At 73.1% G+C, this 25095-nt stretch carries 26 protein-coding genes; 15 read left to right on the top strand and 11 right to left on the bottom strand.

Annotation, left to right across the window (positions count from 1 at the left end):
* The 6 genes from AB7J25_RS16835 to AB7J25_RS16810 form a co-directional block, all read left to right on the top strand.
* On the top strand, positions 1-1106 hold a 1106-nt coding region (locus AB7J25_RS16835; protein WP_428510054.1), incomplete at its 5' end, for an FAD-linked oxidase C-terminal domain-containing protein.
* Between the two features lie 166 nt (positions 1107-1272).
* Positions 1273-2271 (top strand): ABC transporter permease, encoded by a 999-nt coding sequence (locus AB7J25_RS16830; RefSeq protein WP_428510052.1) that lies wholly within the window; start codon positions 1273-1275, stop codon positions 2269-2271.
* A gap of 13 nt (positions 2272-2284) precedes the next feature.
* Complete coding sequence (locus AB7J25_RS16825) at positions 2285-4039, top strand: ABC transporter substrate-binding protein (protein WP_428510050.1); 1755 nt, start codon at positions 2285-2287, stop codon at positions 4037-4039.
* Positions 4040-4043: 4 nt separating this feature from the next.
* Complete coding sequence (locus AB7J25_RS16820) at positions 4044-5057, top strand: ABC transporter permease (RefSeq protein ID WP_428510048.1); 1014 nt, start codon at positions 4044-4046, stop codon at positions 5055-5057.
* Between the two features lie 85 nt (positions 5058-5142).
* Entirely contained in the window at positions 5143-6177 is a 1035-nt protein-coding gene (locus AB7J25_RS16815) for an ABC transporter ATP-binding protein (protein ID WP_428510046.1), read from the top strand.
* Positions 6178-6245: 68 nt separating this feature from the next.
* Positions 6246-7298: an ABC transporter ATP-binding protein gene (locus tag AB7J25_RS16810; RefSeq protein ID WP_428510044.1), complete on the top strand. Its 1053-nt coding sequence runs from the start codon at positions 6246-6248 to the stop codon at positions 7296-7298.
* A 40-nt stretch (positions 7299-7338) separates the two neighbouring features.
* Here AB7J25_RS16810 and AB7J25_RS16805 read toward each other — a convergent pair whose 3' ends face one another.
* Positions 7339-7803: a cupin domain-containing protein gene (locus AB7J25_RS16805; protein ID WP_428510042.1), complete on the bottom strand. Its 465-nt coding sequence runs from the start codon at positions 7801-7803 to the stop codon at positions 7339-7341.
* An 84-nt stretch (positions 7804-7887) separates the two neighbouring features.
* On the opposite strand from AB7J25_RS16805, the gene AB7J25_RS16800 reads away from it, so the two are divergent.
* The 3 genes from AB7J25_RS16800 to AB7J25_RS16790 all read left to right on the top strand — a co-directional run bounded on the left by AB7J25_RS16800 (position 7888) and on the right by AB7J25_RS16790 (position 11057).
* Positions 7888-8343, top strand: coding sequence for a MarR family winged helix-turn-helix transcriptional regulator (locus tag AB7J25_RS16800; RefSeq protein WP_428510040.1), 456 nt, complete (start codon positions 7888-7890; stop codon positions 8341-8343).
* Positions 8344-8442: 99 nt separating this feature from the next.
* Positions 8443-9690, top strand: a complete 1248-nt coding sequence (locus AB7J25_RS16795) for an FAD-binding oxidoreductase (RefSeq protein ID WP_428510038.1) — start codon at positions 8443-8445, stop codon at positions 9688-9690.
* 17 nt (positions 9691-9707) lie between these two features.
* Positions 9708-11057, top strand: a complete 1350-nt coding sequence (locus tag AB7J25_RS16790; RefSeq protein ID WP_428510036.1) for a (Fe-S)-binding protein — start codon at positions 9708-9710, stop codon at positions 11055-11057.
* A 12-nt stretch (positions 11058-11069) separates the two neighbouring features.
* Here AB7J25_RS16790 and AB7J25_RS16785 read toward each other — a convergent pair whose 3' ends face one another.
* The 5 genes from AB7J25_RS16785 to AB7J25_RS16765 form a co-directional block, all read right to left on the bottom strand.
* The gene (locus AB7J25_RS16785; protein WP_428510034.1) at positions 11070-11879 is read right to left on the bottom strand and encodes a carbohydrate ABC transporter permease; all 810 of its coding nucleotides are present in this window, start codon (positions 11877-11879) and stop codon (positions 11070-11072) included.
* A gap of 72 nt (positions 11880-11951) precedes the next feature.
* Positions 11952-12896, bottom strand: a complete 945-nt coding sequence (locus AB7J25_RS16780; protein ID WP_428510032.1) for a carbohydrate ABC transporter permease — start codon at positions 12894-12896, stop codon at positions 11952-11954.
* Positions 12893-13963 (bottom strand): ABC transporter ATP-binding protein, encoded by a 1071-nt coding sequence (locus AB7J25_RS16775; protein WP_428510030.1) that lies wholly within the window; start codon positions 13961-13963, stop codon positions 12893-12895. The genes AB7J25_RS16780 and AB7J25_RS16775 overlap by 4 nt, the downstream gene beginning before the upstream one ends.
* Before the next feature lie 97 nt (positions 13964-14060).
* Positions 14061-15476, bottom strand: a complete 1416-nt coding sequence (locus AB7J25_RS16770; protein WP_428510028.1) for an ABC transporter substrate-binding protein — start codon at positions 15474-15476, stop codon at positions 14061-14063.
* Between the two features lie 90 nt (positions 15477-15566).
* Positions 15567-16007, bottom strand: coding sequence for a YybH family protein (locus AB7J25_RS16765; RefSeq protein WP_428510026.1), 441 nt, complete (start codon positions 16005-16007; stop codon positions 15567-15569).
* Positions 16008-16060: 53 nt separating this feature from the next.
* Between AB7J25_RS16765 and AB7J25_RS16760 the strand changes: the two genes are divergently transcribed.
* Positions 16061-16723 carry a TetR/AcrR family transcriptional regulator gene (locus tag AB7J25_RS16760; RefSeq protein WP_428510025.1) on the top strand — a complete coding sequence of 221 codons (663 nt, stop codon included), beginning with the start codon at positions 16061-16063 and terminating at the stop codon, positions 16721-16723.
* A 10-nt stretch (positions 16724-16733) separates the two neighbouring features.
* Positions 16734-17291: a DinB family protein gene (locus AB7J25_RS16755; protein WP_428510023.1), complete on the top strand. Its 558-nt coding sequence runs from the start codon at positions 16734-16736 to the stop codon at positions 17289-17291.
* A 224-nt stretch (positions 17292-17515) separates the two neighbouring features.
* On the opposite strand, the gene AB7J25_RS16750 is transcribed toward AB7J25_RS16755, so the two are convergent.
* Complete coding sequence (locus tag AB7J25_RS16750) at positions 17516-18460, bottom strand: thiamine-phosphate kinase (RefSeq protein ID WP_428510058.1); 945 nt, start codon at positions 18458-18460, stop codon at positions 17516-17518.
* Between the two features lie 76 nt (positions 18461-18536).
* Here AB7J25_RS16750 and AB7J25_RS16745 point away from each other — a divergent pair, with 76 nt between their 5' ends.
* Both AB7J25_RS16745 and AB7J25_RS16740 read left to right on the top strand, forming a co-directional pair.
* A complete protein-coding gene (locus tag AB7J25_RS16745) occupies positions 18537-18776 on the top strand; it encodes an Lrp/AsnC ligand binding domain-containing protein (RefSeq protein ID WP_428510022.1) in 240 nt (79 codons plus the stop codon).
* Positions 18777-18789: 13 nt separating this feature from the next.
* On the top strand, positions 18790-19344 hold the full coding sequence (locus AB7J25_RS16740; protein ID WP_428510020.1) for a DUF3515 domain-containing protein: 555 nt from the start codon (positions 18790-18792) through the stop codon (positions 19342-19344).
* A 6-nt stretch (positions 19345-19350) separates the two neighbouring features.
* Here the strand turns inward: AB7J25_RS16740 and AB7J25_RS16735 are convergent, their stop codons facing one another.
* Complete coding sequence (locus tag AB7J25_RS16735) at positions 19351-20442, bottom strand: D-alanine--D-alanine ligase family protein (protein WP_428510018.1); 1092 nt, start codon at positions 20440-20442, stop codon at positions 19351-19353.
* 87 nt (positions 20443-20529) lie between these two features.
* Here AB7J25_RS16735 and AB7J25_RS16730 point away from each other — a divergent pair, with 87 nt between their 5' ends.
* Positions 20530-20934 (top strand): TIGR03618 family F420-dependent PPOX class oxidoreductase, encoded by a 405-nt coding sequence (locus tag AB7J25_RS16730; protein WP_428510056.1) that lies wholly within the window; start codon positions 20530-20532, stop codon positions 20932-20934.
* 10 nt (positions 20935-20944) lie between these two features.
* Here the strand turns inward: AB7J25_RS16730 and AB7J25_RS16725 are convergent, their stop codons facing one another.
* Both AB7J25_RS16725 and AB7J25_RS16720 read right to left on the bottom strand, forming a co-directional pair.
* Complete coding sequence (locus AB7J25_RS16725) at positions 20945-22024, bottom strand: acyl-CoA dehydrogenase family protein (protein ID WP_428510016.1); 1080 nt, start codon at positions 22022-22024, stop codon at positions 20945-20947.
* Between the two features lie 76 nt (positions 22025-22100).
* A complete protein-coding gene (locus AB7J25_RS16720) occupies positions 22101-23291 on the bottom strand; it encodes an acyl-CoA dehydrogenase family protein (RefSeq protein WP_428510014.1) in 1191 nt (396 codons plus the stop codon).
* A 105-nt stretch (positions 23292-23396) separates the two neighbouring features.
* On the opposite strand from AB7J25_RS16720, the gene AB7J25_RS16715 reads away from it, so the two are divergent.
* The gene (locus AB7J25_RS16715) at positions 23397-24140 is read left to right on the top strand and encodes a hypothetical protein (protein WP_428510012.1); all 744 of its coding nucleotides are present in this window, start codon (positions 23397-23399) and stop codon (positions 24138-24140) included.
* 11 nt (positions 24141-24151) lie between these two features.
* Here AB7J25_RS16715 and AB7J25_RS16710 read toward each other — a convergent pair whose 3' ends face one another.
* Positions 24152-25054 (bottom strand): aldose 1-epimerase family protein, encoded by a 903-nt coding sequence (locus AB7J25_RS16710; RefSeq protein ID WP_428510010.1) that lies wholly within the window; start codon positions 25052-25054, stop codon positions 24152-24154.
* Positions 25055-25095 lie beyond the last annotated feature (41 nt).

Raw genomic sequence — 25095 nt, 5'->3', positions numbered from 1 at the left:
TGGAGATCACGGCGGCCGCGGCGCCGCACGGCCTCTACTACGCGCCGGACCCGTCGAGCCAGCAGGTCTGCACGATCGGCGGCAACGTCGCGGAGAACTCCGGCGGCGCCCACTGCCTCAAGTACGGTTTCACCACCAACCACGTGCTGAGCTGCGAGGTCGTGCTCCCCGACGGCTCGCTGGTCACGCTGGGCTCGGACACGGGTGAGCAGGCCGGGCCGGACCTGCGCGGGGTCTTCCTCGGCTCCGAGGGCACGCTCGGCATCGCCACGAAGGTGACGGTGCGGCTGCTGCGGACGCCGGAGTCGGTGCGCACGCTGCTCGCGGACTTCCCGTCCGTCGCCGCGGCGGGCGACGTCGTGAGCGACATCGTCGCGGCCGGGATCGTGCCCGCCGCCGTCGAGATGATGGACACCCTCGCCATCGAGGCCGCGGAGGAGGCGGTGCACGCGGGCTACACCGTGGGCGTCCCGGCCGCGCTGGTCGTGGAGCTCGACGGCCCGGTCGAGGAGTGCGACATCCAGTTCGAGCAGGTCACGAAGATCTGCGACGACCACGGCTGCACACGGCTGCACATCGCGGGCTCGCCGGAGGAACGCGCGGGGATCTGGCGTGGGCGCAAGGCCGCGTTCGCCGCGGTCGGGCGGATCTCGCCGGACTACTTCGTGCAGGACGGCGTCGTCCCGCGCACCCGGCTCGCCGAGGTGCTCGACCGGATCGCCGCGATGGGCCGCGACGCCGGTCTGCGCGTCGCGAACGTCTTCCACGCCGGGGACGGCAACCTGCACCCGCTCGTGCTCTACAGCGCCGCAGCAGGCGAGGAACACCGCGCCGAGAAGCTGACCAGCGAGATCGCCGAGCTGTGCGTGGAGCTGGGTGGGTCGCTGTCCGGCGAGCACGGCATCGGCACGGACAAGGCGTGCAGCATGCCGAAGATGTTCGGCGAGGAGGACCTCGCGACGTTCCAGCGGCTGCGTGACGCGTTCGACCCGGCCGGCATCTGCAACCCCGGCAAGGTGCTGCCGACGCCGCGGCTGTGCGGGGAGCGGCTCGGGAAGTTCCGGCCGCATCCGCTGGAGGAGGCCGGCGTCATCGAGCGGCTGTAGCGACACCCGATCGTCGCAGCACCCCCCCCCGGCAGCGGTACGGATCGTTACCAATTCGGAGGTCTCGTGGAGACGGCGGGATCGCGCGGCGCCGGTTAGTGTCCGGCAGTCTCTGCAGGCCGACGGTCGGGGTGGCACCGATGAACGACACGGGTACGGGGCCGCGATGACCGCCCCGCTCGACGTCACCGGTTCCGCCGCAGCCGCCGCTCCCGAGGCCGCCGCGCAGGGCATGGGCCGCGAGCAGATCCAGGGCCGCTCGCTGGGGCAGATCGCGTGGCTGCGGCTCAAGCGCGACAAGGTCGCCCTCGCGGGCGCCGCGGTGATCGTGCTCCTCGTCCTGGTGGCGATCTTCGCGCCGGTGATCGTGGCCCTGTTCGGGCACCCGCCGCTGGAGTTCCACTACGACCAGATCGACCCGGACCTGCAGATCGCCACCAGACCGTTCGGCGGCATCAGCGCCGAGTACCTGTTCGGGGTGGAGCCGATCAACGGCCGCGACGTGTTCAGCCGGGTCGTCTACGGGGCGCGGATCTCGCTGCTCATCGCCTTCCTAGCCACTCTGCTGTCGGTGCTGATCGGCACCGTGATGGGCGTCGTCGCGGGCTACTTCGGCGGCTGGATCGACGCCGTGATCAGCCGCACGATGGACGTGTTCCTCGCGTTCCCGCTGATCCTGTTCGCGATCGCGCTGGCGGGCGTCGTCCCGGACGAGGCGTTCGGGCTCTCGGGCGACACGCTGCGCATCGGGCTGCTCGTGGTGATCATCGGGTTCTTCTCGTGGCCCTACATCGGCCGGATCATCCGCGGGCAGACGCTGTCGCTGCGCGAGCGCGAGTTCGTCGACGCCGCCCGCAGCCTCGGCGCCGGCACCCCGCGGGTGCTGTTCACCGAGCTCATGCCCAACCTCGTGGCGCCGATCCTCGTCTACGCCACGCTGCTCATCCCCACCAACATCCTCTTCGAGGCGGCGCTCTCCTTCCTCGCCGTCGGCGTGCGTCCGCCGACGCCGACGTGGGGCGGGATGCTCTCGGAGGCGACGAAGTGGTACCAGGTCGCGCCGAACTTCATGCTCCTCCCGGGGCTCGCGATCTTCATCACGGTGCTGGCGTTCAACCTGTTCGGCGACGGTCTGCGGGACGCGCTCGACCCGCGGTCGCGATAGGAAGGAGTTCTCGATGAGGCGGACCAGGAAGGCGGCGCTCGTCGCGCTGGGCGCGGCGGCCGCCACGCTGCTCGCCGCGTGCGGCGGTGGAGGTGGCTCCGCGACCGGCGGCGGCGGCGGTGAGGCCACGCAGAACGCGGGGGTGGGCGCGATCGCCAACCCGTCGGACCAGAAGGGCGGCACCCTGCGGTTCGCCAACTCCGGCGACTGGGACTCCCTGGACCCTGCCGACACCTACTACGCCTACTCCTGGAACTTCGTGCGCTACTACGGGCGCTCGCTCGTGGTGTTCCAGTCCGCGCCCGGCGCGGACGGCGCGAAGCTCGTCCCCGATCTCGCCGAGTCCCTCGGGCAGGCGAGCCCGGACCAGAAGACCTGGACGTACACGCTGCGCCAGGGCGTCAAGTTCGAGGACGGGACGCCGATCACCAGCAAGGACGTGAAGTACGCCGTCGAGCGCTCGCTGGACAAGGAGACCTTCCCCAACGGCCCGACGTACTTCAACGACCTGCTGGACGTGCAGGGCTACACCAGCCCCTACCAGGACGCGAGCCCGGACAAGCTCGGGCTCGCGGCCGTCGAGACCCCCGACGACCGCACGATCGTCTTCAAGCTCGTGAAGCCCTTCGCCGGGTTCGACTACATCGCGCAGCTGCCCGCCACGATCCCCGTGCCGCAGGCCGCGGACACCGGCACGCGCTACAAGGAGAAGGTCGTCTCCAGCGGCCCGTACAAGTTCGAGACCAACGAGCTGGGCAAGAGCTTCACCCTCGTGCGCAACGAGAACTGGGACCCGGCGACGGACCCGAACCGCAAGGCGCTTCCCGACCGCATCGAGGTGGCGCTCAACGTCAATGCCGACGACATCGACAACCGGCTGCAGTCCGGCGACCTCGACGTCGCCGTGGAGGGCAGCGGCGTCGGAGCCGCGGCGCAGGGCAAGATCCTCGCCGACCAGGCGCTGCGGGCCAACACGGACTCCGCACTCACCAGCCGCACCTGGTTCTCGGTGCTGAGCGCGAGCGTCACGCCGCTGGACAACATCGAGTGCCGCAAGGCCGTCCTGTACGCGGTGGACAAGACCGGCTACCAGCGCGCGTACGGCGGCGCCACCGGCGGCGACATCGCGACCAGCCTGTTGCCGCCCGTCATCCCGGGAGCGGAGTCCTACGACCCGTACGCCACGGCGGGCAACGCGGGCGACCTGGACCGGGCCAAGCAGGCGCTCGCGGCCTGCGGGCAGCCGAACGGGTTCACCACCGGGATCTCCTACCGCGCCGAGCGGCCCCGCGAGAAGGCCGTGGCCGAGGCGCTGCAGCAGTCGCTCGCCCGCGTCGGCATCAACCTGGAGATCAAGCCCTACCCGGCCGGTGACTACTTCAAGCTCTACGCCGGCAAGCCGGACTTCGTGAAGTCCAACAACCTCGGCATCCTGGTCTACGGGTGGGCCGCGGACTGGCCGGACGGCTACGGCTTCCTCTCCCAGATCGTGGACAGCCGTGTCATCCGCGACGCCGGCAACACGAACCTCGGGATCGTCGACCCCAAGATCGACGCGATGGTCGACCAGGCGCTCGTCACCGGCGACGCCGCGGGCCGCGAGAAGATCTGGGCCGGCATCGACAAGCAGGTCATGGACGACGCGTTCGTCATCCCGGGCATCTGGGCGAAGGGCCTGCTGTACCGGCCGCCGACCCTGACGAACGTGTTCGTGACCGACGGCTTCTCGATGTACGACTACGCCGCCATGGGTACGACGCGGCAATAGCCGGATGATCGTCTACGCCGCTCGGCGGCTCGTCGCCGCGGTGCTGCTCCTGCTGGTCATCACCGCGGCGACGTTCGCCATCTTCTTCCTGGTGCCCCGGATCGCGGGCGCCACACCGGAGGACCTCGCGTCGCGCTACGTGGGCAAGGCGGCGGGCGCGGAGCAGATCGAGGCGGCGGCCGAGCGGCTGGGGTTCCACGACCCGATCTACGTCCAGTACGGGCGGTTCGTCAGGGGGATCGTCGTCGGCGCGGAGTACGACACCGGCGCGTCGGTCGAGCAGTGCCCGGCGCCGTGCTTCGGCTACTCGTTCATCACGCAGAACCCGGTGCTGCCGGAACTGCTGGACCGGCTGCCGGTGACGATGTCGCTGGCCGCCGGCGCTGCGGTGATCTGGGTGGTGGCGGGGGTGTCGACGGGCGTGCTGTCCGCGATCAAGCGCGGCAGCGTGTTCGACCGGGCCGCGATGGGCGTGGCGCTCGCCGGGGTGTCGCTGCCGATCTTCTTCACCGGCCTGCTGGCGCTCGCGGTGTTCAGCTACGGGCTGGGCATCACCGCGCCCGGCGGGAGCTACACGCCCATCGAGGAGAACCCGCTGCTCTGGGCCTACGACCTGCTGCTGCCGTGGATCACCCTGGCGTTCCTCTACGCTGCGGGCTACGCGCGGCTCACCCGCGCCGGGATGCTCGACACGATGGGCGAGGACTTCATCCGCACAGCGCGCGCGAAGGGGCTGCCCGAGCGCACCGTCGTCGTGCGGCACGGGCTGCGCTCGGCGCTCACCCCGGTGCTGACGATCTTCGGCCTGGACCTGGGGGTGCTGCTCGGCGGGGCGATCCTCACCGAGAGCACCTTCTCGCTGCCCGGGATCGGGAAGTACTCCGTGGACGCGGTGGTCAACAACGACCTGCCGAAGGTGCTCGGCGTCGTGCTGATCGGGAGCATCTTCATCATCATCGCGAACCTGGTGGTCGACCTGCTGTACGCCGTTCTGGACCCGCGGGTGAGGTACACGTGACCGGGTGGTGCCGTCGAGAACGACGTTGTGCTGATCAACTAGGCCTCCAGAGCTGCGCAACGTCGTTCTCGACGGGGGGCCGACGGTGACCGAGCGCCCGTACCTCGACGTGCGCGACCTGCGCGTCCACTTCCCGACCGACGACGGCGTCGTCAAGGCCGTGGACGGGCTGTCCTTCTCCTGCGCACGGGGGCGTCGGCTGGGCATCGTCGGGGAGTCCGGATCCGGCAAGAGCGTCACGAGCCTCGCGATCATGGGCCTGCACCGGGCGGGCTCGGCGCGGATCTCCGGCGAGATCCGGCTCGGCGCGGACCAGCTCGTCGGCGCGGACCCGGAGATGGTCCGCACGCTGCGCGGCAACGCGATGGCGATGATCTTCCAGGACCCGCTGTCGGCGATGCACCCCTTCTACACCGTCGGCCACCAGATCATGGAGGCCTACCGCACCCACCACGACGTCTCGAAGGCGAAGGCCCGTGAGCGCGCCATCGACCTGCTGGACCGCGTCGGCATCCCGCAGGCGAAGAGCCGCGTGGACGACTACCCGCATCACTTCTCCGGCGGCATGCGCCAGCGCGCGATGATCGCGATGGCACTGTCGTGCAACCCGGCGCTGCTCATCGCGGACGAGCCCACGACGGCACTCGACGTCACGGTGCAGGCCCAGATCCTCGATCTCATCCTGGACCTGCAGCAGGAGTTCGACTCCGCCGTCGTGATCATCACCCACGATCTCGGAGTGGTCGCCGAGGTCGCCGACGACATCCTCGTCATGTACGCAGGCCGCGCCGTCGAGACCGGCTCGGCGGAGGACGTCTTCGCCGCCCCGCAGCACCCGTACACGTGGGGCCTGCTCGGCTCGGTGCCGCGGTTCGACCGCGAGCGCACGGAGCGGCTGCTGCCGATCCCCGGCAGCCCGCCGAGCCTCATCACCGTGCCGTCCGGGTGCCCGTTCCACCCGCGCTGCGCCTGGGCCGCGCACACCGGCGGGCGGGCCAGCACGGAGCGTCCGGAGCTGCGTCCCGCCGGGACGGGCGTGGACGGCCACACGGTCGCCTGTCATCTCAGCGCCGAGCAGCGCCGGGAGATCTTCACGACCGAGATCGGCCCGAAGCTGTGAGCGAGGACCCGGTGAGCATCGCAGCGAGCTCCGGCGAGCGAGGAGCGGAGGCGGGTCCGGAGCGAACCGTGGGCGCTGTGAGCATCGCGGCGAGCCCTGGCGAGCGAGCAGCGGAGGCCGCCGCGCCCCTGCTCTCCGCCGCCGGGCTGCAGAAGCACTTCCCCGTCCGCCGGGGGCTCCTGCAACGCCAGGTCGGTGCGGTCCGCGCCGTGGACGGGCTGGACTTCACGGTCCACCGCGGCGAGACGCTCTCCCTGGTCGGCGAGTCCGGCTGCGGCAAGACCACCACCGGGCGCCTGCTCACGCGCCTGCTGGAGCCGTCCGCGGGCACGGTGACCTTCGACGGGCGCGACATCTCGCACGTGTCGCAGCGGCAGATGCGCCCGCTGCGCCGCGACATCCAGATGATCTTCCAGGACCCGTACTCGTCGCTGAACCCGCGCCACACCGTCGGCACGATCGTGGGAGCCCCGTTCAGGATCCAGCGGGTGGAGCCGACGGGCGGCGTGCGTGCCGCCGTCCAGGAGCTGCTGGAGCTCGTGGGCCTGTCCCCCGAGCACTACAACCGCTACCCGCACGAGTTCTCGGGTGGCCAGCGCCAGCGCATCGGGATCGCGCGCACCCTCGCGCTGCGCCCGAAGCTGATCGTCGCGGACGAGCCCGTCTCGGCCCTGGACGTGTCCATCCAGGCACAGGTCGTGAACCTGCTGGAGGACCTCCAGGCCGAGCTGGACCTCACGTACGTGATCATCGCCCACGACCTGTCGGTGGTCCGGCACGTCTCGGACCGGGTCGCCGTGATGTACCTGGGCAAGATCGTGGAGCTGGGAGACGCCGCGGCCGTCTACGGGCGGCCGATGCACCCCTACACGGTGGCGCTGCTCTCCGCGGTGCCCGTGCCCGATCCCCGCCGCCGCGGGCGGGGACGGCGAGTGCGGCTCGCGGGCGACGTCCCGAGCCCGCTGAACCCGCCGCCCGCCTGCCGCTTCCACACCCGCTGCTGGAAGGCCCAGGACCGGTGCCGCACCGAGGAACCGCCGGTGCGCGAGCTCGCGCCCGGTCACCGGGTCGCGTGCCACTTCCCGGAGAACGCGGGACCCGCGGACCCGCCCGACCGCTGAGACACGCTCGTCGCCAGGGCGATCCCCGCCCTGCCGGCGATCAGCCGACGTGCTCGACGCCGAGCAGGCGGTCCAGCGCCAGGATGTCGTCGATCGGCGGCTCCTCCGGCAGCGGCGGTAGACCCACGTGCTCCGCAGGGACGCTGAACGGGCGGAACATCCGCTCCAGATGGCCGCCGGGCGTGCAGAGGACCAGCGCCGTGGCCCGCTCGCCGAGCACCTCGAAGCCGTGCGGCACATCGCGGGGCATCCAGACGAACGTGCCGGGCCCCGCCTCGACGACCTCGTCGCCCACGGTGATCCGGATCGTCCCCTCGACGACGTGGAACGCCTCGTCCTCCAGCGTGTGCCGGTGCACGGGTACGGCCAGTCCGCCGGGGACGACCGCCTCGACGGCCGAGAGCCGCCCGCCCGTGTCCTCGGCGGTGACGAGCGGGGTGACGAGGCACCCGAGGTACCACCAGCTGTCGCCGGGCCTGGCGCTGCGGTGAAGCGGGGTGGACATGAGCCGACCTCCAACCGGTCAAGGTTCCTGACTGTCCTTGATACGGTAAGGTGGCCTGACAATATCGTCAAGGAGCCTTACGAGATGGTGCAGCCGGACGACCTCGCGGACTACCCCGTGCCGCTGCTCGTCGATCTCGCGAACCGCGTTCTGCCGGACGTGATCGACCGCGCGCTCGCCGAGGCGGGCTACGACGACGTCACCCGCGCCCACGGGCACGTCTTCGACGCACTCGACCCCGACGGGTCCCGCATCACCGACATGGCCGTGCGCGCGCGCATCACCAAGCAGGCCATGGGCGAGCTGTGCACCTCCCTGGAGCAGCGCGGCTATCTCGCACGCATCCCCGATCCGGCCGACGGGCGGGCCAAGCTCGTCGTGCTCACCGCCCGGGGTGCGGCGATGGTCGCCGTCGCGCGCACCGCGATGGCGGACCTGGACGCGGCCTGGACCGCCCACCTCGGCCGCGACGCCACGCGGGACCTGCGCGCAGCGCTCACGTCCCTGGTCGTCGCGTTCGCAGCCGATCACGTACGGTGACGCCCGCTGTCGAGATCGGGGGACGCGGCGGTCCCGGCCGGGCAGCGCGGGACGCCCCGCCCGCATAGGCTCCTCCCGGGAACGAGGGGAGGCACCGCTGTGACGACGAGTGGCGGGACGGTGCCCGTGCTGCGGCCCGCGGACCTGGCAGAGCTGCGCCGGGCCGTGCTCGACACGACGGGCCCGCTCGCCGTTGCGGGCGCCGGGACGGCGGCGGGATGGGCGGGTCGGCTCGGCCCTGTGGACGCGGTGCTGGACACCACGGCCCTGACCGGCGTGATCACGCACAACCCCGGCGACATGACCGTCGCCGTCCGGGCCGGGACCCCGCTGCGAGAGCTCGCCGCCGAGCTCGCCCCCCACGGCCAGCACGTCGCGCTAGACGCGGCCCGGATCGCGCGGGGCGCCACCGTCGGCGGCCTCGTGGCCACCGGGGACGCCGGGCCGGGGGCGCTCGTGCACGGCACGATGCGCGATCTCGTCATCGGCGTGACCGTCGTGCTCGCGGACGGCACCGTGGCGCGCAGCGGCGGGCACGTCATCAAGAACGTCGCGGGCTACGACCTCGCCAAGCTGCTGCACGGCTCCTACGGCACCCTCGCCGTCCTCGCCGAGGTGGTGCTGCGGCTGCACCCCGAGCCCCGGTGCAGCACGACCGTCGCACTGGCGTGCTCCCTGGCCGAGGCCGCCGACCACGCCGCGGAGGTGCTGGCGAGCCCGCTGGAGGCGACGGCGCTCGAGTGGTGCACCGGCCGCAGCGACACCGCCGGCGGGGAGCTGCTCGTCCGGGTCGAAGGGACGCCGGACGCCCTGCCGGGGCGGGTGGAGCGGCTCCGGACGCTGCTGGGGCCGGCCGCGGACGTCGCAGCGGACGCCTCCCCGAGCGAACGGCACGTACGGGAAGACCTAGTTCCCGAACGGGCCGTTCGCGGGGTGGGGGACGGGGATGGCGCGGGGCCGTGGGGGCGGCACGCGGCGCTGGTCGCGGGCTCGGCAGACGGGGATCCCGGCGGCGCCACCGACCCGAGCCACGCCGTCCTGCGCCTCGGCGTCCGGCCCGCGCGCCTGCCCGACCTGCTCTCCCGACTGCCGGCCGTCGCCGTCGCCGCGGGTCTCGGCACGGGCGTCGCCACCGTCACGCTGCCCGCGGACGCCGTCGCCGCCGCACACGACCTCGTGCACGCCGCGGGCGGCACGTCCGTCCTGCGCGACCGGCCGCCCGGCTCCGACGCGCCGGCGTGGGGCCCGCCGCCGTCCGCGGTCGGGATGCTGCGGGCGGTCAAGAAGGCGTTCGACCCCGAGGGCCGCCTCGGCCCCGGGCGGCTGTCCCCGTGGCTCGACTCGTGACGACCGCTGGAGGCCCCGTGAGCACCCCCGCCGGATCCGCCGGGACGAACCTGCCCGCAGCACGGCCGTCGTCCTTCGACGCCCGGCACCCGCCCGAGCGCGACCTGCTCGACGACTGCGTGCACTGCGGCTTCTGCCTGCCGACCTGCCCTACCTACCAGCTGTGGGGCGAGGAGATGGACTCCCCGCGCGGGCGCATCTACCTCATGGACCTCGCGAAGAACGGCGAGATCCCGCTGGCCGGGCCGTTCACCGAGCACATCGACGCCTGCCTGGGCTGTATGGCCTGCGTGACCGCGTGCCCGTCCGGGGTGCAGTACGACCGCCTGCTGGAGTCGGTGCGCCCGCAGATCGAGCGCAACGTGGCGCGCTCCCGTGGGGACCGGCTCTTCCGCGAGGCGATCTTCGCGCTGTTCCCGTACCGGCGGCGGCTGCGCGTGGCGGCCCTGCCCGGTGCGCTGTACCAGCGGCTGCGGACGATCCCCGCCGTCCGCAGGCTCACGGCGAAGCTGCCCGGGCGGCTGGCGGCGATGGAGTCGCTGCTGCCGCCGGTGACGGTTCGCGAGGCCTTCGCGCGACTGCCCGATCGCACCCCCGCGGTGGGCGAGCGCCGGGCGCGGGTGGCACTGCTGTCGGGCTGCGTGCAGGACGTGTTCTTCCACCGGGTCAACGAGGCCACCGTGCGCGTGCTCGCCGCCGAGGGATGCGAGGTCCTCGTCCCGCGCGACCAGCACTGCTGCGGCGCCCTGGAGGTGCACGCGGGTCGCGAGGACCCGGCCCTGCGCCACGCGAGGGACACGATCAAGCGCTTCTCGGCGCTGCACGTCGACCACGTGGTGACCAACGTCGCGGGCTGCGGCTCCTCGATGAAGGAGTACGGGCACCTGCTCGCCGACGAGCCCGCGTGGGCCGACCGCGCGGCGGCGTTCAGCGCGAAGGTGCGCGACGTCCACGAGGTGCTCGCGGACCTCCTCGCCGACGGTGGTCCGCGGGCGCCGCGCCACCCCGTCCGGGCCCGGGTGGCCTACCACGACGCCTGCCATCTCGGGCACGCCCAGCGGGTCCGCGAGCAGCCGCGGGCGGTGCTGCGCTCGATCCCGGACGTCGAGGTCCTCGACATCCCCGAGGCCGCGCTGTGCTGCGGCTCCGCGGGCATCTACAACCTGCTCAACCCGGAGGCCGCGGGCGAGCTGGGCGCCCGGAAGGCGGCGAACGTGCGCGCGGTCGCACCGGACGTCGTCGTCACCGCCAACCCGGGGTGCCTGCTGCAGCTCGGCAGGCACCTCGACGATCCGGCGCTGCACCTGCTGCACCCCGTGCAGTTGCTGGACGCGTCGATCCGCAACGTGCCGGTGCCGCGGCGGTGAGCGCCGGTCACCTCATCCCTTCACCGCGCCCTGCGTGAAGCCGGCGATGAACCGGTCGAGGAAGAGGTTGAAGACCAGCGCGATCGGCACGGCGACGAGGATCGTGGCGGCCTGCAGCGACTGCCAGAAGAAGACGTCGCCGCGGATCAGCTCGGTGGGCACCCCGGTGCTGATCACCTTCTCCGCGCTGGGGGAGATGAACGCGAGCGCGTAGATGAACTCGCTCGCGGTGAGCGTGAAGGCGAAGACGACGACCGCCACCAGGCCGGGGAACAGCAGCGGTGCGACGACCCGGACCAGCGCGCCCAGCCGGCTGTAGCCGTCGACCATCGCCTGCTCCTCGATGTCCTTCGGGATGGTCTTGAGGAAACCGATCAGCAGCCACACCGACACGGGGACGGTGATCGTCGGGTAGATCACCACCAGCGACCACGTGGAGTCCTGCAGCCCGAGCGCCACCACGACCCGCGACAGCGACAGGAACAACAGCGTCGGCGGGACGAGGTAGACGAAGAAGATCGCGATGCCCATCCGTCCGGCCCACGGCCGGTCCAGCCGCGCCAGGCAGTACGCGGCGGGCACGCTCAGCAGCAGCGTGAGGAGCACGACGAGCGTGCCGACCCACAGCGTGTTCCACGCGAAGGTGGGGAAGCCGGTGCGGTTCAGCAGCAGCTCCACGTGGTCGGTCGTCGGCGGCTCGTTGAAGACGAACGGGTTGTTCCGCCTGCGGTAGAGGTCGCTGTCCTGCTTGAACGTCGTGATCGCCGCCCAGACGAACGGTCCCGCGCAGATCAGGGCGGCGAGCACCGCCAGGACGTACACCCCGACGCGGCCGCCGCGATGGCGCCGCGCGTAGTGCCGCCGCTGCTGCTCGGTGACCTCGAACCCGGCCAGCTAGCTCACCTCCATCCGCCGAACCGCGCGCAGGATCGCGATGGCCGCGGCCAGGAGCAGCGGGAACAGGAAGAGCGCGATCGCGGCGCCCTGGGCGATGTCGCTGCCCTCGATCCCCCGGTAGAACGCCCAGCTCGCCAGGACCTGCGTCTCGTTGGTCGGCCCGCCTCGGGTGAGCACGTACACGACCGCCATGTCGGTGAACGTGAAGATCGCACCGAAGAGCGCGGCGATCGCGATGATCGGCGCCGTCAGCGGGATGGTGACCTCGAACATCCGCCGCCAGAAGCCCGCGCCGTCGACCGCGGCCTGCTCCTGCACGTCCCTCGGCACCGAGAGGAGCCCGGCCATCATGATCACTGCCGCGAGCGGGACCAACCGCCAGACGTGCACGGCGATCACCGACGCCATCGCGAGCCCCGGCCGTCCCAGCCAGTAGAGGTTGTTCTCGATCAGGCCGAGCTGCCGCAGCACCCAGTCGATCGGGGAGAACGCCGAGTCGAGCAGCCACAGCCACGTGACGGCCGAGAGCGCCACCGGCGTGGTCCACGGCAGCAGCACGAGGAAGCGGACGAACCATTTGCCGTGGAAGTCCGCGATCAGGACGTTGGCCAGTACCTTGCCGAAGACCACGATGAGCAGCATCGAGATCGCCGTGAACACCAGGGTGTTGCGCAGCGAGAGCCAGAAGACGTCGTCGGCGAAGATCCGCTCGAAGTTGAGCAGGCCGACGAAGTCGAAGCTGGGATCGCCGCCGGTGACGTCGGAGACGCTGAACGCGATCGCGAGCAGGAACGGCAGGCCGACGAGCGCCGCGATGTAGACCACCGTCGGCAGCAGGAACAGCCACGCCAGCACACCGTCGGAGTCCGCGAGCCGCCGCCGGGGCGGGGCGGACGACGGGCGGGCCGTCCGTTCCCTCGACACGGTGGGGGTCGCCGTCATCGGCCGGCGCCCCCCGAAGGGGCGGGCGTCAGGTCCCCGAGCGGGACCGCGCCGGTCCGCGCGCCGGAGGCGGCGTCGAAGAACCGCAGCCTCCCCGTCGGGATCGCGAAGTCGTGCCGCTCCCCGACCGCGATCGGGGTCTCGACGGTGGCCGGCAGCCGCGCGATCACGCGGGTGGGCTCGTCGCCGATCGCCACCGTGCCGTAGATGTGGCGGTCGCCGGACAGGTACTCCATGCGCTCCACCTCGAGCGTCACGGTCAGCCGCTCCCCCGCCACGTTCTCCACCGGCAGCAGGTGCTCGGGCCGGAACCCGAGCAGCACGTCACCGCGCGGCACGAGGTTCATCGGCGGCGAGCCGATGAACGTCGCCACGAACGTGTCCGCCGGATGATCGTAGATCTCGACCGGCGCACCGATCTGGCGCACCTGCCCGCCGGACATCACCGCGATCCGGTCGCCGAGGCCCATCGCCTCGCTCTGGTCGTGGGTGACGTAGACCGTCGTCACCCCGATCTCCTTCTGGAAGCGCTTCAGCTCGTCACGGGCGCTGGTGCGCAGCTTGGCGTCGAGGTTGGACAGCGGTTCGTCGAGAAGGAACACCGTCGGATCGCGGACGAGCGCCCTGGCCAGCGCGACCCGCTGGCGCTCCCCGCCCGACAGCTGGCGCGGCTTGCGGTCGAGCAGGTGCCCGATCCCCAGGAGCCCGGCCGCCCACTTCGCCCTCTCCTCGCGTGGCCCGCGATCGACTCTCGCCGCCCGCAGCGGGAACACGATGTTGGCCAGCACCGTCTTGTGCGGGTAGAGCGCGTAGCTCTGGAAGACCATCGCGATCTGGCGGGCGCGCGGGGGCAGCCCGGTGACCACGTGCCCGTCGATCAGCACGTCGCCTCCGGTCGGCTCCTCCAGCCCGGCGATCGTGCGCAGGAGCGTCGTCTTCCCACAACCCGACGGGCCCAGCAACACGACGTACTCGCCGTCGCCGGTGACGAGGTCGACGCCGTCGATCGCCCGCACCCGCCCGCCGTCGAAATGCTTGTGCAGGTCGCGGACCTCGACTGTGCTCATGCCGCCTCGCTCATGCCGCCGCCTCCGCGGGACCGAGTACGTCGGCGGTGCTCATGCCGCCTCCGCGGGAACGAGTACGTCGGCGGTGCTCATACCGTCAGGCCCCGCCGGTGCCGATCAGCCCCCGCTGCCGCCACCGGTCGAAGATCGGGCGGATCTGCGCCTCGGCGTCCGCGACCGCCTCCTGGGCCGTGGCCTCGCCCCGCGCCGCCCGGGCGAACATGTTGGGGATGACGAACGTCGCGAAGACCTCGCCCTCGGCGGTGTTGGCCGGGCCGGGATGGCCGACGTTCGTGCTCCAGTCAGTGGCGTTCTTCAGCAGCGCGAGCTTGTTCGCCGGACGTGCCCCGAAAGGGTCGGCGTCCAACCATCCGTCCAGGTCGGGTACGACGTCGGGGAAGGCCGGGAAGTCGTAGAGCTTGGAGTGCCAGGCGACGAGGGCGAGGTTGTCCGTGTAGTGCAGCAGGAACTCCTTGGCCGCCGCCGGGTTGGCCGCGAAGTTCGGGACGATCCAGTTGTACATGACGTGGCTGGCGACGCGGGCGTCCGCGGGGCCGCGCAGCGCCGGGGAGAAGAAGATGTCGTCGGCGACCTCCGGGTCGGTCTCCTGGGAGGTGCGCCACGCGGAGATCGAGTTGAGGATGTAGGAGAGCTGACCCGAGGCGAGGCCCTGGTTGTTGGACGCGGCGTTCCACGAGAACACCTCGGGCGTCATCGCCTCGCTGTAGAGCCTGGTCATGAACTCGACCGCCGCGACCGTCTGCGGCGAGTTGATCACGACTTGCTCGGACGCGTCCTGGATCGAGGCGCCGTAGGACCACAGCAGGGCCCGGCCTGCCATGTTGGAGTCGATCTCCTGGCTCATCCCGATGCCGAGCTGGACGTTCTGCGTCCTCTTGATCTCCGCGCCGCCGCGCAGCACGTCGTCCCAGGTCAACGGCCCGTCGGCGAGGCCTACCGGCGTCCAGAGGCTGCGCCGGTAGTCACCGGGGTCGGGTACCCAGGCCGGGGAGTAGGCGAAGTACCTCTTGGTGGTGGGGTTGAAGCTCGACCTGCGACACAGATCGAGCTGCTCCCCGTGCCGCGTGCCCGCCTCGGTCGCGACGTCGGCAAGGTCGAGGACGCTCTGCTCGTACTGGGGCACCGGGGCGATGTGCAGGATGAGGTCGTGGCCCTGGTTGGCCTGGATCTCGGCCTGCGTGCGCGCCGGTAGCTCGGCGTAGTTGATGTGATCGACGGTGACGTTCACGCCGACCCGCGATCCCCACTGCTTCACCCAGGGGTCGAACCAGAGGTCGTGCGCGGGCACGAAGTGGCTCCACATCAGGATCGAAAGCGCCCCGGACAGCGTCGAAGCCGGTTCGGTGAACACCTCCGCCGGTGCGGGTTGGGTCGGCTCGGGGGGCGCCGCCCCGCCGCCGTCGCCACCGCATCCGGCGAGCGCTCCGCCGAGTGTTGCCAGGCCTGCCGCCTGCAGGAACCGCCGCCTGCCGAGAGTGAGTCGATCGTCCATTGTGACCCCTGACACGTTCCGGTCGGCCAGGGTACCTCCGTCGGCGGACCGACGCAGGGCGAGACCGGCGTGGCCCCACCCGGGCCGCGGTCAGGCCGTACCGGGCACCTCGGGGACCGGGAAGTCCCCGCGGTCCGGCGGGCGGTCGGCGTGGCGGTGGACGACCCGCCACCGGCCGTCCTCGCGGCGGAAGACGTGGGTGGCCCGCAGCGTGTACGTCACCGGCTCGCCACGCGGCGTGTCGACGGTCTTGTGCTCGAACGCGACGGTGTAGGCGAGATCGCCGCACGCGCCCGCCGCCACGATCTCCCGCTCGTCGTCGACCAGGCCGGCGAAGTGGGCCGCCACCCACTTCTGGACGCGCCGCACGTCCTGCGCGCCGCTCGCCGATCCGGCGGCGCCGAACAGGCTGACCGGGTCGTGGGTGGACCAGATGGCTGACCACGGCTCGACGTCACCGCTGCAGAGCGCCCGGTGCGCCGCCTCCCAGCGTGGCTGCATCTCCGCGAGGAACTCGTCGACCTGTGCCATGATGCACACTCCAATACAGTTCGACTATTTCTAATACAGTGAGGATGTACTTAATGTCGGAGCGCGTCAAGAGGCGTTACGACTCGTCGCGGCGCCGGGAGCAGGCGCGGGAGAACCGCAGGCGCATCGTCGCCGCCGCGCACGAGTTGTTCGTCGAGCGCGGCTACGGCCGCACGACGATCGCCGACGTGGCCGCGGCCGCCGGTGTCGCGACCGAGACGGTGTACGGAGCGTTCCGGAACAAGCCGACGCTCCTGCACCGGGCGTGGGACGTCGCGGTCGGTGGCGACGAGCAGGACGTCCACCTCCTGGACCGCCCCGAGATGCGTGCCGTGCTCGCCGAGCCCGACCTCGTCGAGCGGCTGACCCGGTTCGCCGCCGTGAACACCGCGATCATGCGCCGCACCGCGCCGCTGCTGCGCGCGCTGCGCGGAGCAGCGGCGAGCGAGCCGGCCGCGGCCGCGCTCGTGGCGGAGGCCGACGGCGCACGCCTGGCGGCGATGGCCGAGCACGCGGCCTCGGCAGCCCGCACGGGGCAACTGCTCGTCACGGACGAGGAGTGCCGCGACGTGCTGTGGTCGACGACCGACGGGACGCTCTGGCACCGGCTGGTCGTCGAGCGCGGCTGGTCCGACGAGCGCTACGCGCGCTGGCTCGGGCGGCTGTGGGTGGCGGCCCTTGTCGAGGACCCCGGAAGTGTCGGGGGCACGCCGTAGCGTCCGGGACATGGACTGGACGACGTTGCTCGCCGACCAACTCGACGTGCACTGGCGCGGCCAGCTGCGGCCGCGGCTTCAGGGCATCACCGACGACGAGTACCTCTGGGAGCCCGTCGCCGGGGCGTGGAACGTCCGCCCGCGGGGGACGTCGAGCGCACCCGTGCAGGCCGGTTCGGGCGCCTTCACCATCGACTTCGCCTTCCCCCAGCCCGATCCCCCGCCCGTCACGACGATCGCGTGGCGGCTCGCGCACGTGATCGTCGGCGTGTTCGCGATGCGGGTCGCGGGGCATTTCGGCGGCCCGCCCGCGGACTACTCCACCTGGGAGTACGCCGGCAGCGCCCAGGAGGCGCTCGCGCAGCTGGACGCGGCGTACGAGGCCTGGATCGCGGGGGCGCGGACGCTGGACGAGGCGGCGCTCGCCGCCCCGTGCGGGCCGACGGAAGGCCCGTGGGCGGAGCACCCGATGGCGGAGCTCGTGCTGCACATCAACCGGGAGGTCATCCACCACGGGGCGGAGATCGCGCTGCTGCGGGACCTGTACCGCTCCGCGGTGCCGGTGTGACGGTCGGCGACGGCACCCGTGGCACAGGCGGTGGGTCCGGGCGTCTCGGACCGGGGGCGACCCGAGCCACCCGGACCCACCTGGCCGGCGGCGCCCCCTCGGGTCCGTCGCCGGCGTCCCCCTGGACTACCCGCTGCCGGTCGGCCCGACGCCGGCAGCGTCGAGCAGCCGTGTCAGATCCCCCGAACAGAGCACGATGCGCGCCGCGGCACGCTCTCCCCCGGTCATCGCGGCGCGAAGTGGTCCCAGCCGGGACTGCCCTCGTACGGGGCGCCGTCGACGGTCACCCGCGGATCCCCGGCCCGCGCGTCCCCGATCGCGGTCCAGCCGGCCGGCAGCTCGATGTGGGCGGGGAACGTGGCGGCGAGGGCGTGGTCCTCGCCCCCGGTGAGCAGCCAGGACAGCGGGTCGACGCCGAGCGCGGAGGCGGCCTCACCCATCCGCAGCGGCATGTCCAGCGCTCGGGTGCGCACGTCGATCGCCACCCCGGACGCGACGGCGACGTGGCCGAGATCGGCGAGCAGCCCGTCCGAGACGTCGATCATCGCGGTGGCGCCCGCCACGGCCGCCGCGGGCCCGGCGCGGTACGGGGGCTCGGGCACGCGGTGCGCCGCGACCAGCGACCCGGGGGACCGGAAGCCCCGCTGCAGCACCGCGAGCCCGGCGGCGGCCCACCCGACCCGGCCCGCGAGGGCGACGACGTCCCCCGGCCGCGCGCCGGCGCGGGTCACCGGAAGCCGCCCCTCGAGCGAGCCCAGCGCCGACACCGCGAGCGTCAGCGTGGGTGACGAGGCCACGTCGCCCCCGACCAGCCCCGCACCGGCCACCGAGGCCTCGGCCCACAGCCCGTCCGCGAGGGCGGTGAGCAGGGCGACCGGGGTGTCGGGCGGGCAGGTCAGCGCGACGAGCAGGGAGGTGGGCACCGCCCCCATCGCGGCGATGTCGGCCAGGTTCGCCGCGGCGGCCTTCCGGCCCACGTCCTCGGGGCCCGACCAGTCCAGCCGGAAGTGCACCCCCTCGACCAGTACGTCGGTGGTCGCGACGACGCGGCCGTCGGGTGCGGCGACCACCGCCGCGTCGTCGCCCGGGCCGAGCAGCGTCGATGCCGGCTGCCGGCGTCCGCTCGTGACCCGGTCGATCAGACCGAACTCGCCCACGTCGTGCAGCATGGGGTCGCGCTCCACGAAGCCTCCCTCCGGTAGGTTCGGCTGACCCCCGTTCCTACCCCAACCCCGGGAGCACACCGTGGTGCAGGCGTACATCCTGGTCCAGACCGAGGTCGGCAAGGCGGCCGCTGTGGCGGCGGCGATCAGTGGCATCGGCGGGGTGACGTCGGCCGAGGACGTCACCGGACCCTACGACGTCATCGTGCGTGCCCAGGCCGAGAGCGTCGACGAGCTCGGCCAGCTCGTCGTCGCGCAGGTGCAGGGCGTTCCGGGCATCACGCGCACGCTGACGTGCCCGGTCGTGCACCTGTCCGCCTGACCCTGCCCACGTCGTGCCCTCCGAGCTCGGCACCGCCGGGCGGGTCGCGATCGCGCTCCCGCTCCTGCTGGCGGTGGCGGTCGCGGCGCTCGGCATCGCCGGGCGGCTGGGCGGCGGGGACGCCCCGGGCCGGGGGGAGCCCGATACCCGTCCCCTCGCCGTCGCCCCGGTCGAGGCGCCGGACGCCGGGGGCCCCGAGTGCGCGGCCGTGCTCGCCGCGCTGCCCGCCGACCTACCGTCCGACTCCGGGGCGCTGCCGCCCCGGGCTCTGGCCGAACCGGCTCCCGCGGGCGTGCGGGCGTGGGCGGCGGCACCGCGCCCGGTCGTGCTGCGGTGCGGGCTCACCCGGCCCGCCGAGCTGAACCCCACGTCGTCGCTGCTGGAGATCGACGGCGTGAGCTGGCTGCAACTGCCCGCGGACGTTCCCGACGTCTCGCCCTCGTACGTGGCGGTGGACCGGCCGGTGTACCTGGCGCTCACCGTGGCGACCGACCTGGGCAGCGGGCCGCTGCAGGTGGTGTCCGAGGCACTGCGCATCCTGCCGGAGACGCCGGTCGCCGTGCGCTAGCAACAGCTAACGCAGCCCGGTGCCGCGGGCGAGGGCCGTCTCGACGAGCGTGGTGAGCAGCGCCGGGTAGTCCAGGCCCGTCACCGCCCACATGCGCGGGAACATCGAGATCGGCGTGAACCCCGGCATCGTGTTGATCTCGTTGACCGTGAGCTCGCCGCCCGGCCCGACGAAGAAGTCCACGCGCGCGAGCCCCTGGCCGTCCAGGGCGCGGAACGCGGCGACGCTCATCTCGCGCAGCCGCTCGGTGACGTCGTCGTCCAGCTTGGCGGGGATGTCGAACTCGCAGACGTCGTCGAGGTACTTGGCGTCGAAGTCGTAGAACGCCGCGCCACCGACGATGCGGATCTCCGCGGGGACGCTCGCGCGCACCGTCCCGTCCGGGAACTCCAGTACCCCGCACTCCACCTCGCGCCCGACGATCGCCGCCTCGACCAGCACCTTCGGGTCGTGGGCGCGCGCGGCGGCGATCGCGGCGTCCAGGTCGGCCCAGTCCGTCACCCGGCTGATGCCGACCGAGGACCCGGCGCGGGCGGGCTTGACGAACACCGGCAGGCCCAGCCGCTCGCGCTGCGTAGCCGTGAGGGTCGCCGTGCCGCGGCGCAGGACGACGAGGTCGCCCGCGGGCAGGCCCTCCGCGGCCAGCAGCTTCTTCGTGAACTCCTTGTCCATCCCGGCGGCGCTCGCGAGCACCCCCGCGCCGACGTACGGGACACCGGCGAGCTCCAGCAGGCCCTGGATGGTGCCGTCCTCGCCGTACGGGCCGTGGAGCACGGGGAACGCGACGTCCACGCCGCTCATCACCTCCCCCGCCCGGCCGGCGTCGAGGGCGATGAGGCCGCCGCGTGTGGGGTCCCCGGGCAGGACGAGGGCCGCGGCGCTCGCGTCCACGCCGGGGAGGGCGCGGTCGCGGATCGTCAGCTCGGCCGGGTCCTCGGTGCCGAGCACCCAGGCGCCGCCCGGCGTGATCCCGACCGGCACGACGTCGTAGCGCCCCCGGTCCAGGTGTGTGAGGACGCTTCCCGCGGACACGCACGAGATCGCGTGCTCGCTGGAACGTCCGCCGAACACCACCGCCACCCGCGTGCGTGCCGTCATGGCGCCCGAGAGTAGGGCCCCGGCCGCGAGCCCGTGGCCTCGGTCGGTGCCAGACTCGCCGACGTGGACCTCACGGACGTCCGCCGCATGGTGGGCAAGGAGCACGGCCTGGCCTCGGTGAGCGTGGTGCGCGCGGACGGCACGCCGCACTCGTCGCTGGTCAACGCGGGTGCGGTGACGCATCCGGTGACGGGGCGGGAGGTCGTCGGCTACGTGACGTACGGGCGCGTCAAGCTGCGTGCGCTGCGGGCCCGGCCGGCGACGTCGATCCTCTGGCGGGCCGGATGGCGCTGGCTCGGTGTGGACGGGAACTCGGAGCTGATCGGCCCCGACGACCCGGTCGACGGGGTGGACCTGCGGCTCTTGCTGCGTGCCGTGTTCACCGGCGCGGGCGGCACGCACGACGACTGGGACACCTACGACCGCGTCATGCGCGAGGAGGGGCGGGTGGCGGTGCTGGTGGAGCCGACGCGGATCTACGGCAACGCCTGATCATCGGGGTCTACGGCGCCCCCGTGACCAGCGGCCACAGCCCGTCCGGGCCCGCCGCGAGGACCCACGCGCCCAGCTCGGCGTGCCAGAAGGCGTCCGATCCGTCCTCCTCCCGCCACGCCCACAGACGGGTGGTGAGCAGGCGCAGGTCGTGCTCGCGGGTGAAGCCGATGGCGCCGTGCACCTGGTGCGCGATCCGCGCGACGGCGCCGGCGGCCTCGCTCGTGCGGGCCTTCGCCGCCGCCACCGCGAGCGCGGTGGCGGCCGTGCCGAAGCCGTCGCGGTCCGCCGTCGCCGCGGCCGCGTCCGCCGCCGCACCCGCGGCAGCGACCTCCCCGGCGGCCATCGCCAGCTGCTGCTGCACGGCCTGGAACCGGCCGATCGGGCGCCCGAACTGCACACGTTCGCCCGCGTAGCGCACGGACTGCGCGAGCGCACCCCGGGCCGCCCCGGCGAGCAGCAGCGAGCGCCCCAGCGCTGCGCGCTGCGCCAGCTCGTCGGCCGCTCCGGGCGGTGCCGGGGCCACCGCGGTGACGGCCGACGCGTCCCGGACGACGACCGAGTCCCGCGGCTCGTCGGCGAGGTTGCGGCCCCCGGTCAGCTCGGCGGCCGCCGGCTCGAGCAGGACGACCCGGTCGCCCGCCAGCACGGCGATCGCGGCCGCGGCCCGCGCCCACGGCACCCGGGCGAGGGCGCCGCCTGGGAGCGCACCGCCGGCGGCTCCCGGCCCCGCCGCGCGTCCGCCGTCCACACCCGCCGGACCTTCGGCACCGAGGGCCGAGGGGCCCGCCACCGCCGTGAGCACCCCGTCCGGGACCTCCAGGCCCCCGGCGTGCAGCAGCCACCCACCGAGCAGGTCCGTCTCCACCAGCGGGACGCGCGCGGCGTGCGCGCCCGCGGCCGCGAGGACGGCGGCGGCGTCGGTGAACGTCCCCCCGCTGCCCCCGGCGGCCTCGGGCAGGGTGAGCCGTGCGAGGCCGGTCTCGACGAGCGTCCCCCAGAGCGCGACGTCGAGCCCGTCACCGTCGGTCGCGCCGTCGGTCGCCTCGGAGAACACGGACTCCGCAAGGTCGACGAGTTCCGCGTTCATCCCGTCAGCTCCCTCATCGACTCGCCCATCAACGCACCCGTCAACTCCCCGGTCAACTCCCCGGTCAACTCCCCGGTCAACGCAGCCCCAGCCCCCGCGCGACGATGCCGCGCAGCACCTCGTTGGTCCCACCGCGCAGCGTGAAGCCGGGCGCGTGCAGCACGGCGTCGGCGAGCAGGCGCGCGAATCCGTCCTCGGCGTCCGGGTCGGGCGGGATCGCGACCAGGCGGCGCGCCACGTCGATCACCTCGTTCTCGAAGCGGGTGCCGACGTCCTTGACCAGGGCGGCGGCGAGTTCCGGGGCCTGCCCGGACGCGAGCGACCCCGCGACGGCGAGCGACATCCGCCGCAGCGTCCACAGGCGGGAGAACAGCGCACCGAGCTCCGACCGGAACAACATCTCGGCCTGATGAGATGCGGAACTCGCGGACAGGGCGGCGACCAGGGACACGAGCAGCGGGAAGGTCGACAGGAAGCGCTCCGGGCCGGACCGCTCGAACGCCAGCTCGCTCGTGACCTGGTGCCAGCCCTGCCCGATCTCGCCGAGCACGAGGGCGTCCGGCACGAACACGGCGTCGAACACCACCTCGTTGAAGTGGTGCGCCCCGGTGAGCAGCAGGATGGGCCGGATCGTCACCCCCGGCGAGTCCAGCTCGACGATGAACTGGGAGAGCCCCGCGTGGCGCGCCTTCTCGTCGCGCGGCGCGGTGCGGGCCAGCGCGAAGAACGCGTGCGCGTGATGGGCCCCGGACGTCCACACCTTGGTGCCGGTGAGCTCCCAGCCGCCGTCCACCCGGACCGCCCTCGTGCGCACCGACGCGAGGTCCGATCCCGAGTCCGGCTCCGACATCCCGATGCCGAAGTAGCACTCCCCCGCAGCGATCCGCGGCAGGTAGCGGGCGCGCTGCTCCTCGGTGCCGAACCGCAGGAGCGACGGCCCGATCTGGCGGTCCGCGATCCAGTGCGCCGCGACCGGTGCCCCGGCGGCGAGCAGCTCCTCGGTGACGACGTAGCGATCCAGCGGCGAGCCGCCCCGGCCGCCGTACCGCTGCGGGATGGTGATGCCCAGCCAGCCGCGGCGGCCCAGCTCGCGGGTGAAGCGCTCGTCCCAGCCGGAGAGCCACACGTCGGCGCGGGGGCGCCACAGCCCGGCGGCCCGCTCCTCGGCGAGGAAGGCCCGCACGTCCGCGCGCAGCGCGGCCGCCTCGGGTGGCAGCTCGGTCGGTGGCGGCACGAGGGCGGGCAGGCGGGCCGGACCGAGGCTCATTCGGGCCATCCTGCCTCAGTGGTCCGGGTGACGTAACGCCGCGGAGATCACGGGCGACCTGACAGAGCGTGACACGCGTGTCACCGGGACGGCGGAGGGGGAGACGTGGTTCTGGATCTCAGCAGGCCGTTGTCGTGGCGGTCCGCAATCGACACCGTGGAGATGCTCGACAACCTCCAGGCCGGCATCCTCGCGCCGCACGCGCGGTCGCACCTGCGGGTGCTGTTCGTGACGTTCGCGGACGCGCCGTCCGCGCGCACGTTCCTCGCGGCGCTGGCCGAGGAGGAGCTGGTCAAGTCCGAGCGCGTGCATCTCGCGGAGCGCGAGGCCTACGAGGCGGCGCAGGTGCCGGGCAGCCCGCAGGTGACCGTCGGGCTGACGCACGCCGGCTACCGCCTGCTGACGCCCTGGCCCGCGCCCGACGACCCGCTCTTCGCGATGGGCGTGCGCGAGGGGATCGACGCTCACGCGATGGTGGTCGTCGCCGACACGGTGGAGGCGCCGGTGCTGGCCCGGCTCGCCCGGGTGCGGGCGCTGCTGCCGGAGACGGCCACGGTGGGACCGCTGGAGTCCGCGGGCCCCCGCGACGTCCCGGACGGGCTGCGCACGCACCCGGACGGCGGCGGCGCGCTGGCCGAGCTGTTGGTACCGGAGCCGGGCGCGGCGGCGGACGACAACCGGTTCGGCAGCTACGTCGTCTACCGAAGGCTGGGCCGGCCGGGGGGATCGGACGTGCTGGCCCTCGCGGTGGGCGCGACGGTCGAGGACCCGCCGCTCCCGCCGGGCTGGACGGTCCGCGCGGGCGCGTACGTGTTCCTGCCGTCGCTGCCGTTCCTGCGCTCGTTGTAAGGGGTCCGGAGTCAGGCGGCGTGCACGCCCCACCCGGCGACGTGGGTGGCGCCGGGCTCGAGCGTGACGAGGCCGTCGCCGGAGTTGAACGCGTCCGGCGCGGCCGTCATCGGCTCCACCGCGATGCCGCGACGGCGCCGCGACGGCTCGGGGACGTGGTCGCCGGTGAAGACCTGCATGTGGGTGCAGGCGGCGTCCATCGAGATCGTCACGGTCCAGCCGCCGGGGGCGGCGAGACGGACGCGGGCGCGGCCGTCGGCATCGCGGGTGAGGTCGGTGTAGGCGTTGTCGATGCGGCGCTCGCCCAGGCGCTGGGGCGTGCGCAGGTCCAGCGGCGTGCCGTCGACCGGCTCGCGGCCGGTGGGGATGCTGCGCGCGTCGGTGGGGTACCAGGTCGCGGCGGGCACCTCGACGGTCAGGTCGTCGATCAGCTCGGTGCCCGCGGTGAAGTACGGGTGCGCGCCCGCCGCGTAGGGGGCGGGCTGGTCGCCGGTGTTGGTGGCGGCGAGCCGCGTCGCCAGGCCGTCCGGGCCGAGGGTGTAGCTGACCTCGGTGCGCAGAGCGAACGGGTAGCCCGGCCGCGGAGCGACGTCCACGCCGAGGCGGACGCTGTCCGGGCCCTCGTCGAGCACCTCCCAGACCACCTTGCGGACGAGCCCGTGGCTCGCCGACCCCGTGCTCGGCTCGGTGACGGGCAGGTGGTACTCCTGCTCGGCGAAGCGGTACGTGGCGTTCGCGATCCGGTTGGGCCACGGCACGAGCAGCTGGCCGCGGGCGGCGGTGATCTGCTCGCCGGGGGTGGTGCCGTCGAGCACCGCGCGGCCCGCGACGGTGTAGGAGCGCTGGGCGGCACCGAGGGTGGTGACCACGAGCTCCTGGTCGCCGTGCTTCAGGGTCAGATCGCGTGCGTTCACGCCGCGAACCCTGCCCGATCACGCCGCCTCGGGATAGCTCC

Origin of the sequence: Pseudonocardia sp., assembly GCF_050246655.1 — a bacterium.
Taxonomy (GTDB): Bacteria; Actinomycetota; Actinomycetes; order Mycobacteriales; family Pseudonocardiaceae; genus Pseudonocardia.
The sequence above is the reverse complement of the archived record's forward strand: the minus strand, read 5'-3'. Positions and strand labels throughout refer to the sequence as shown.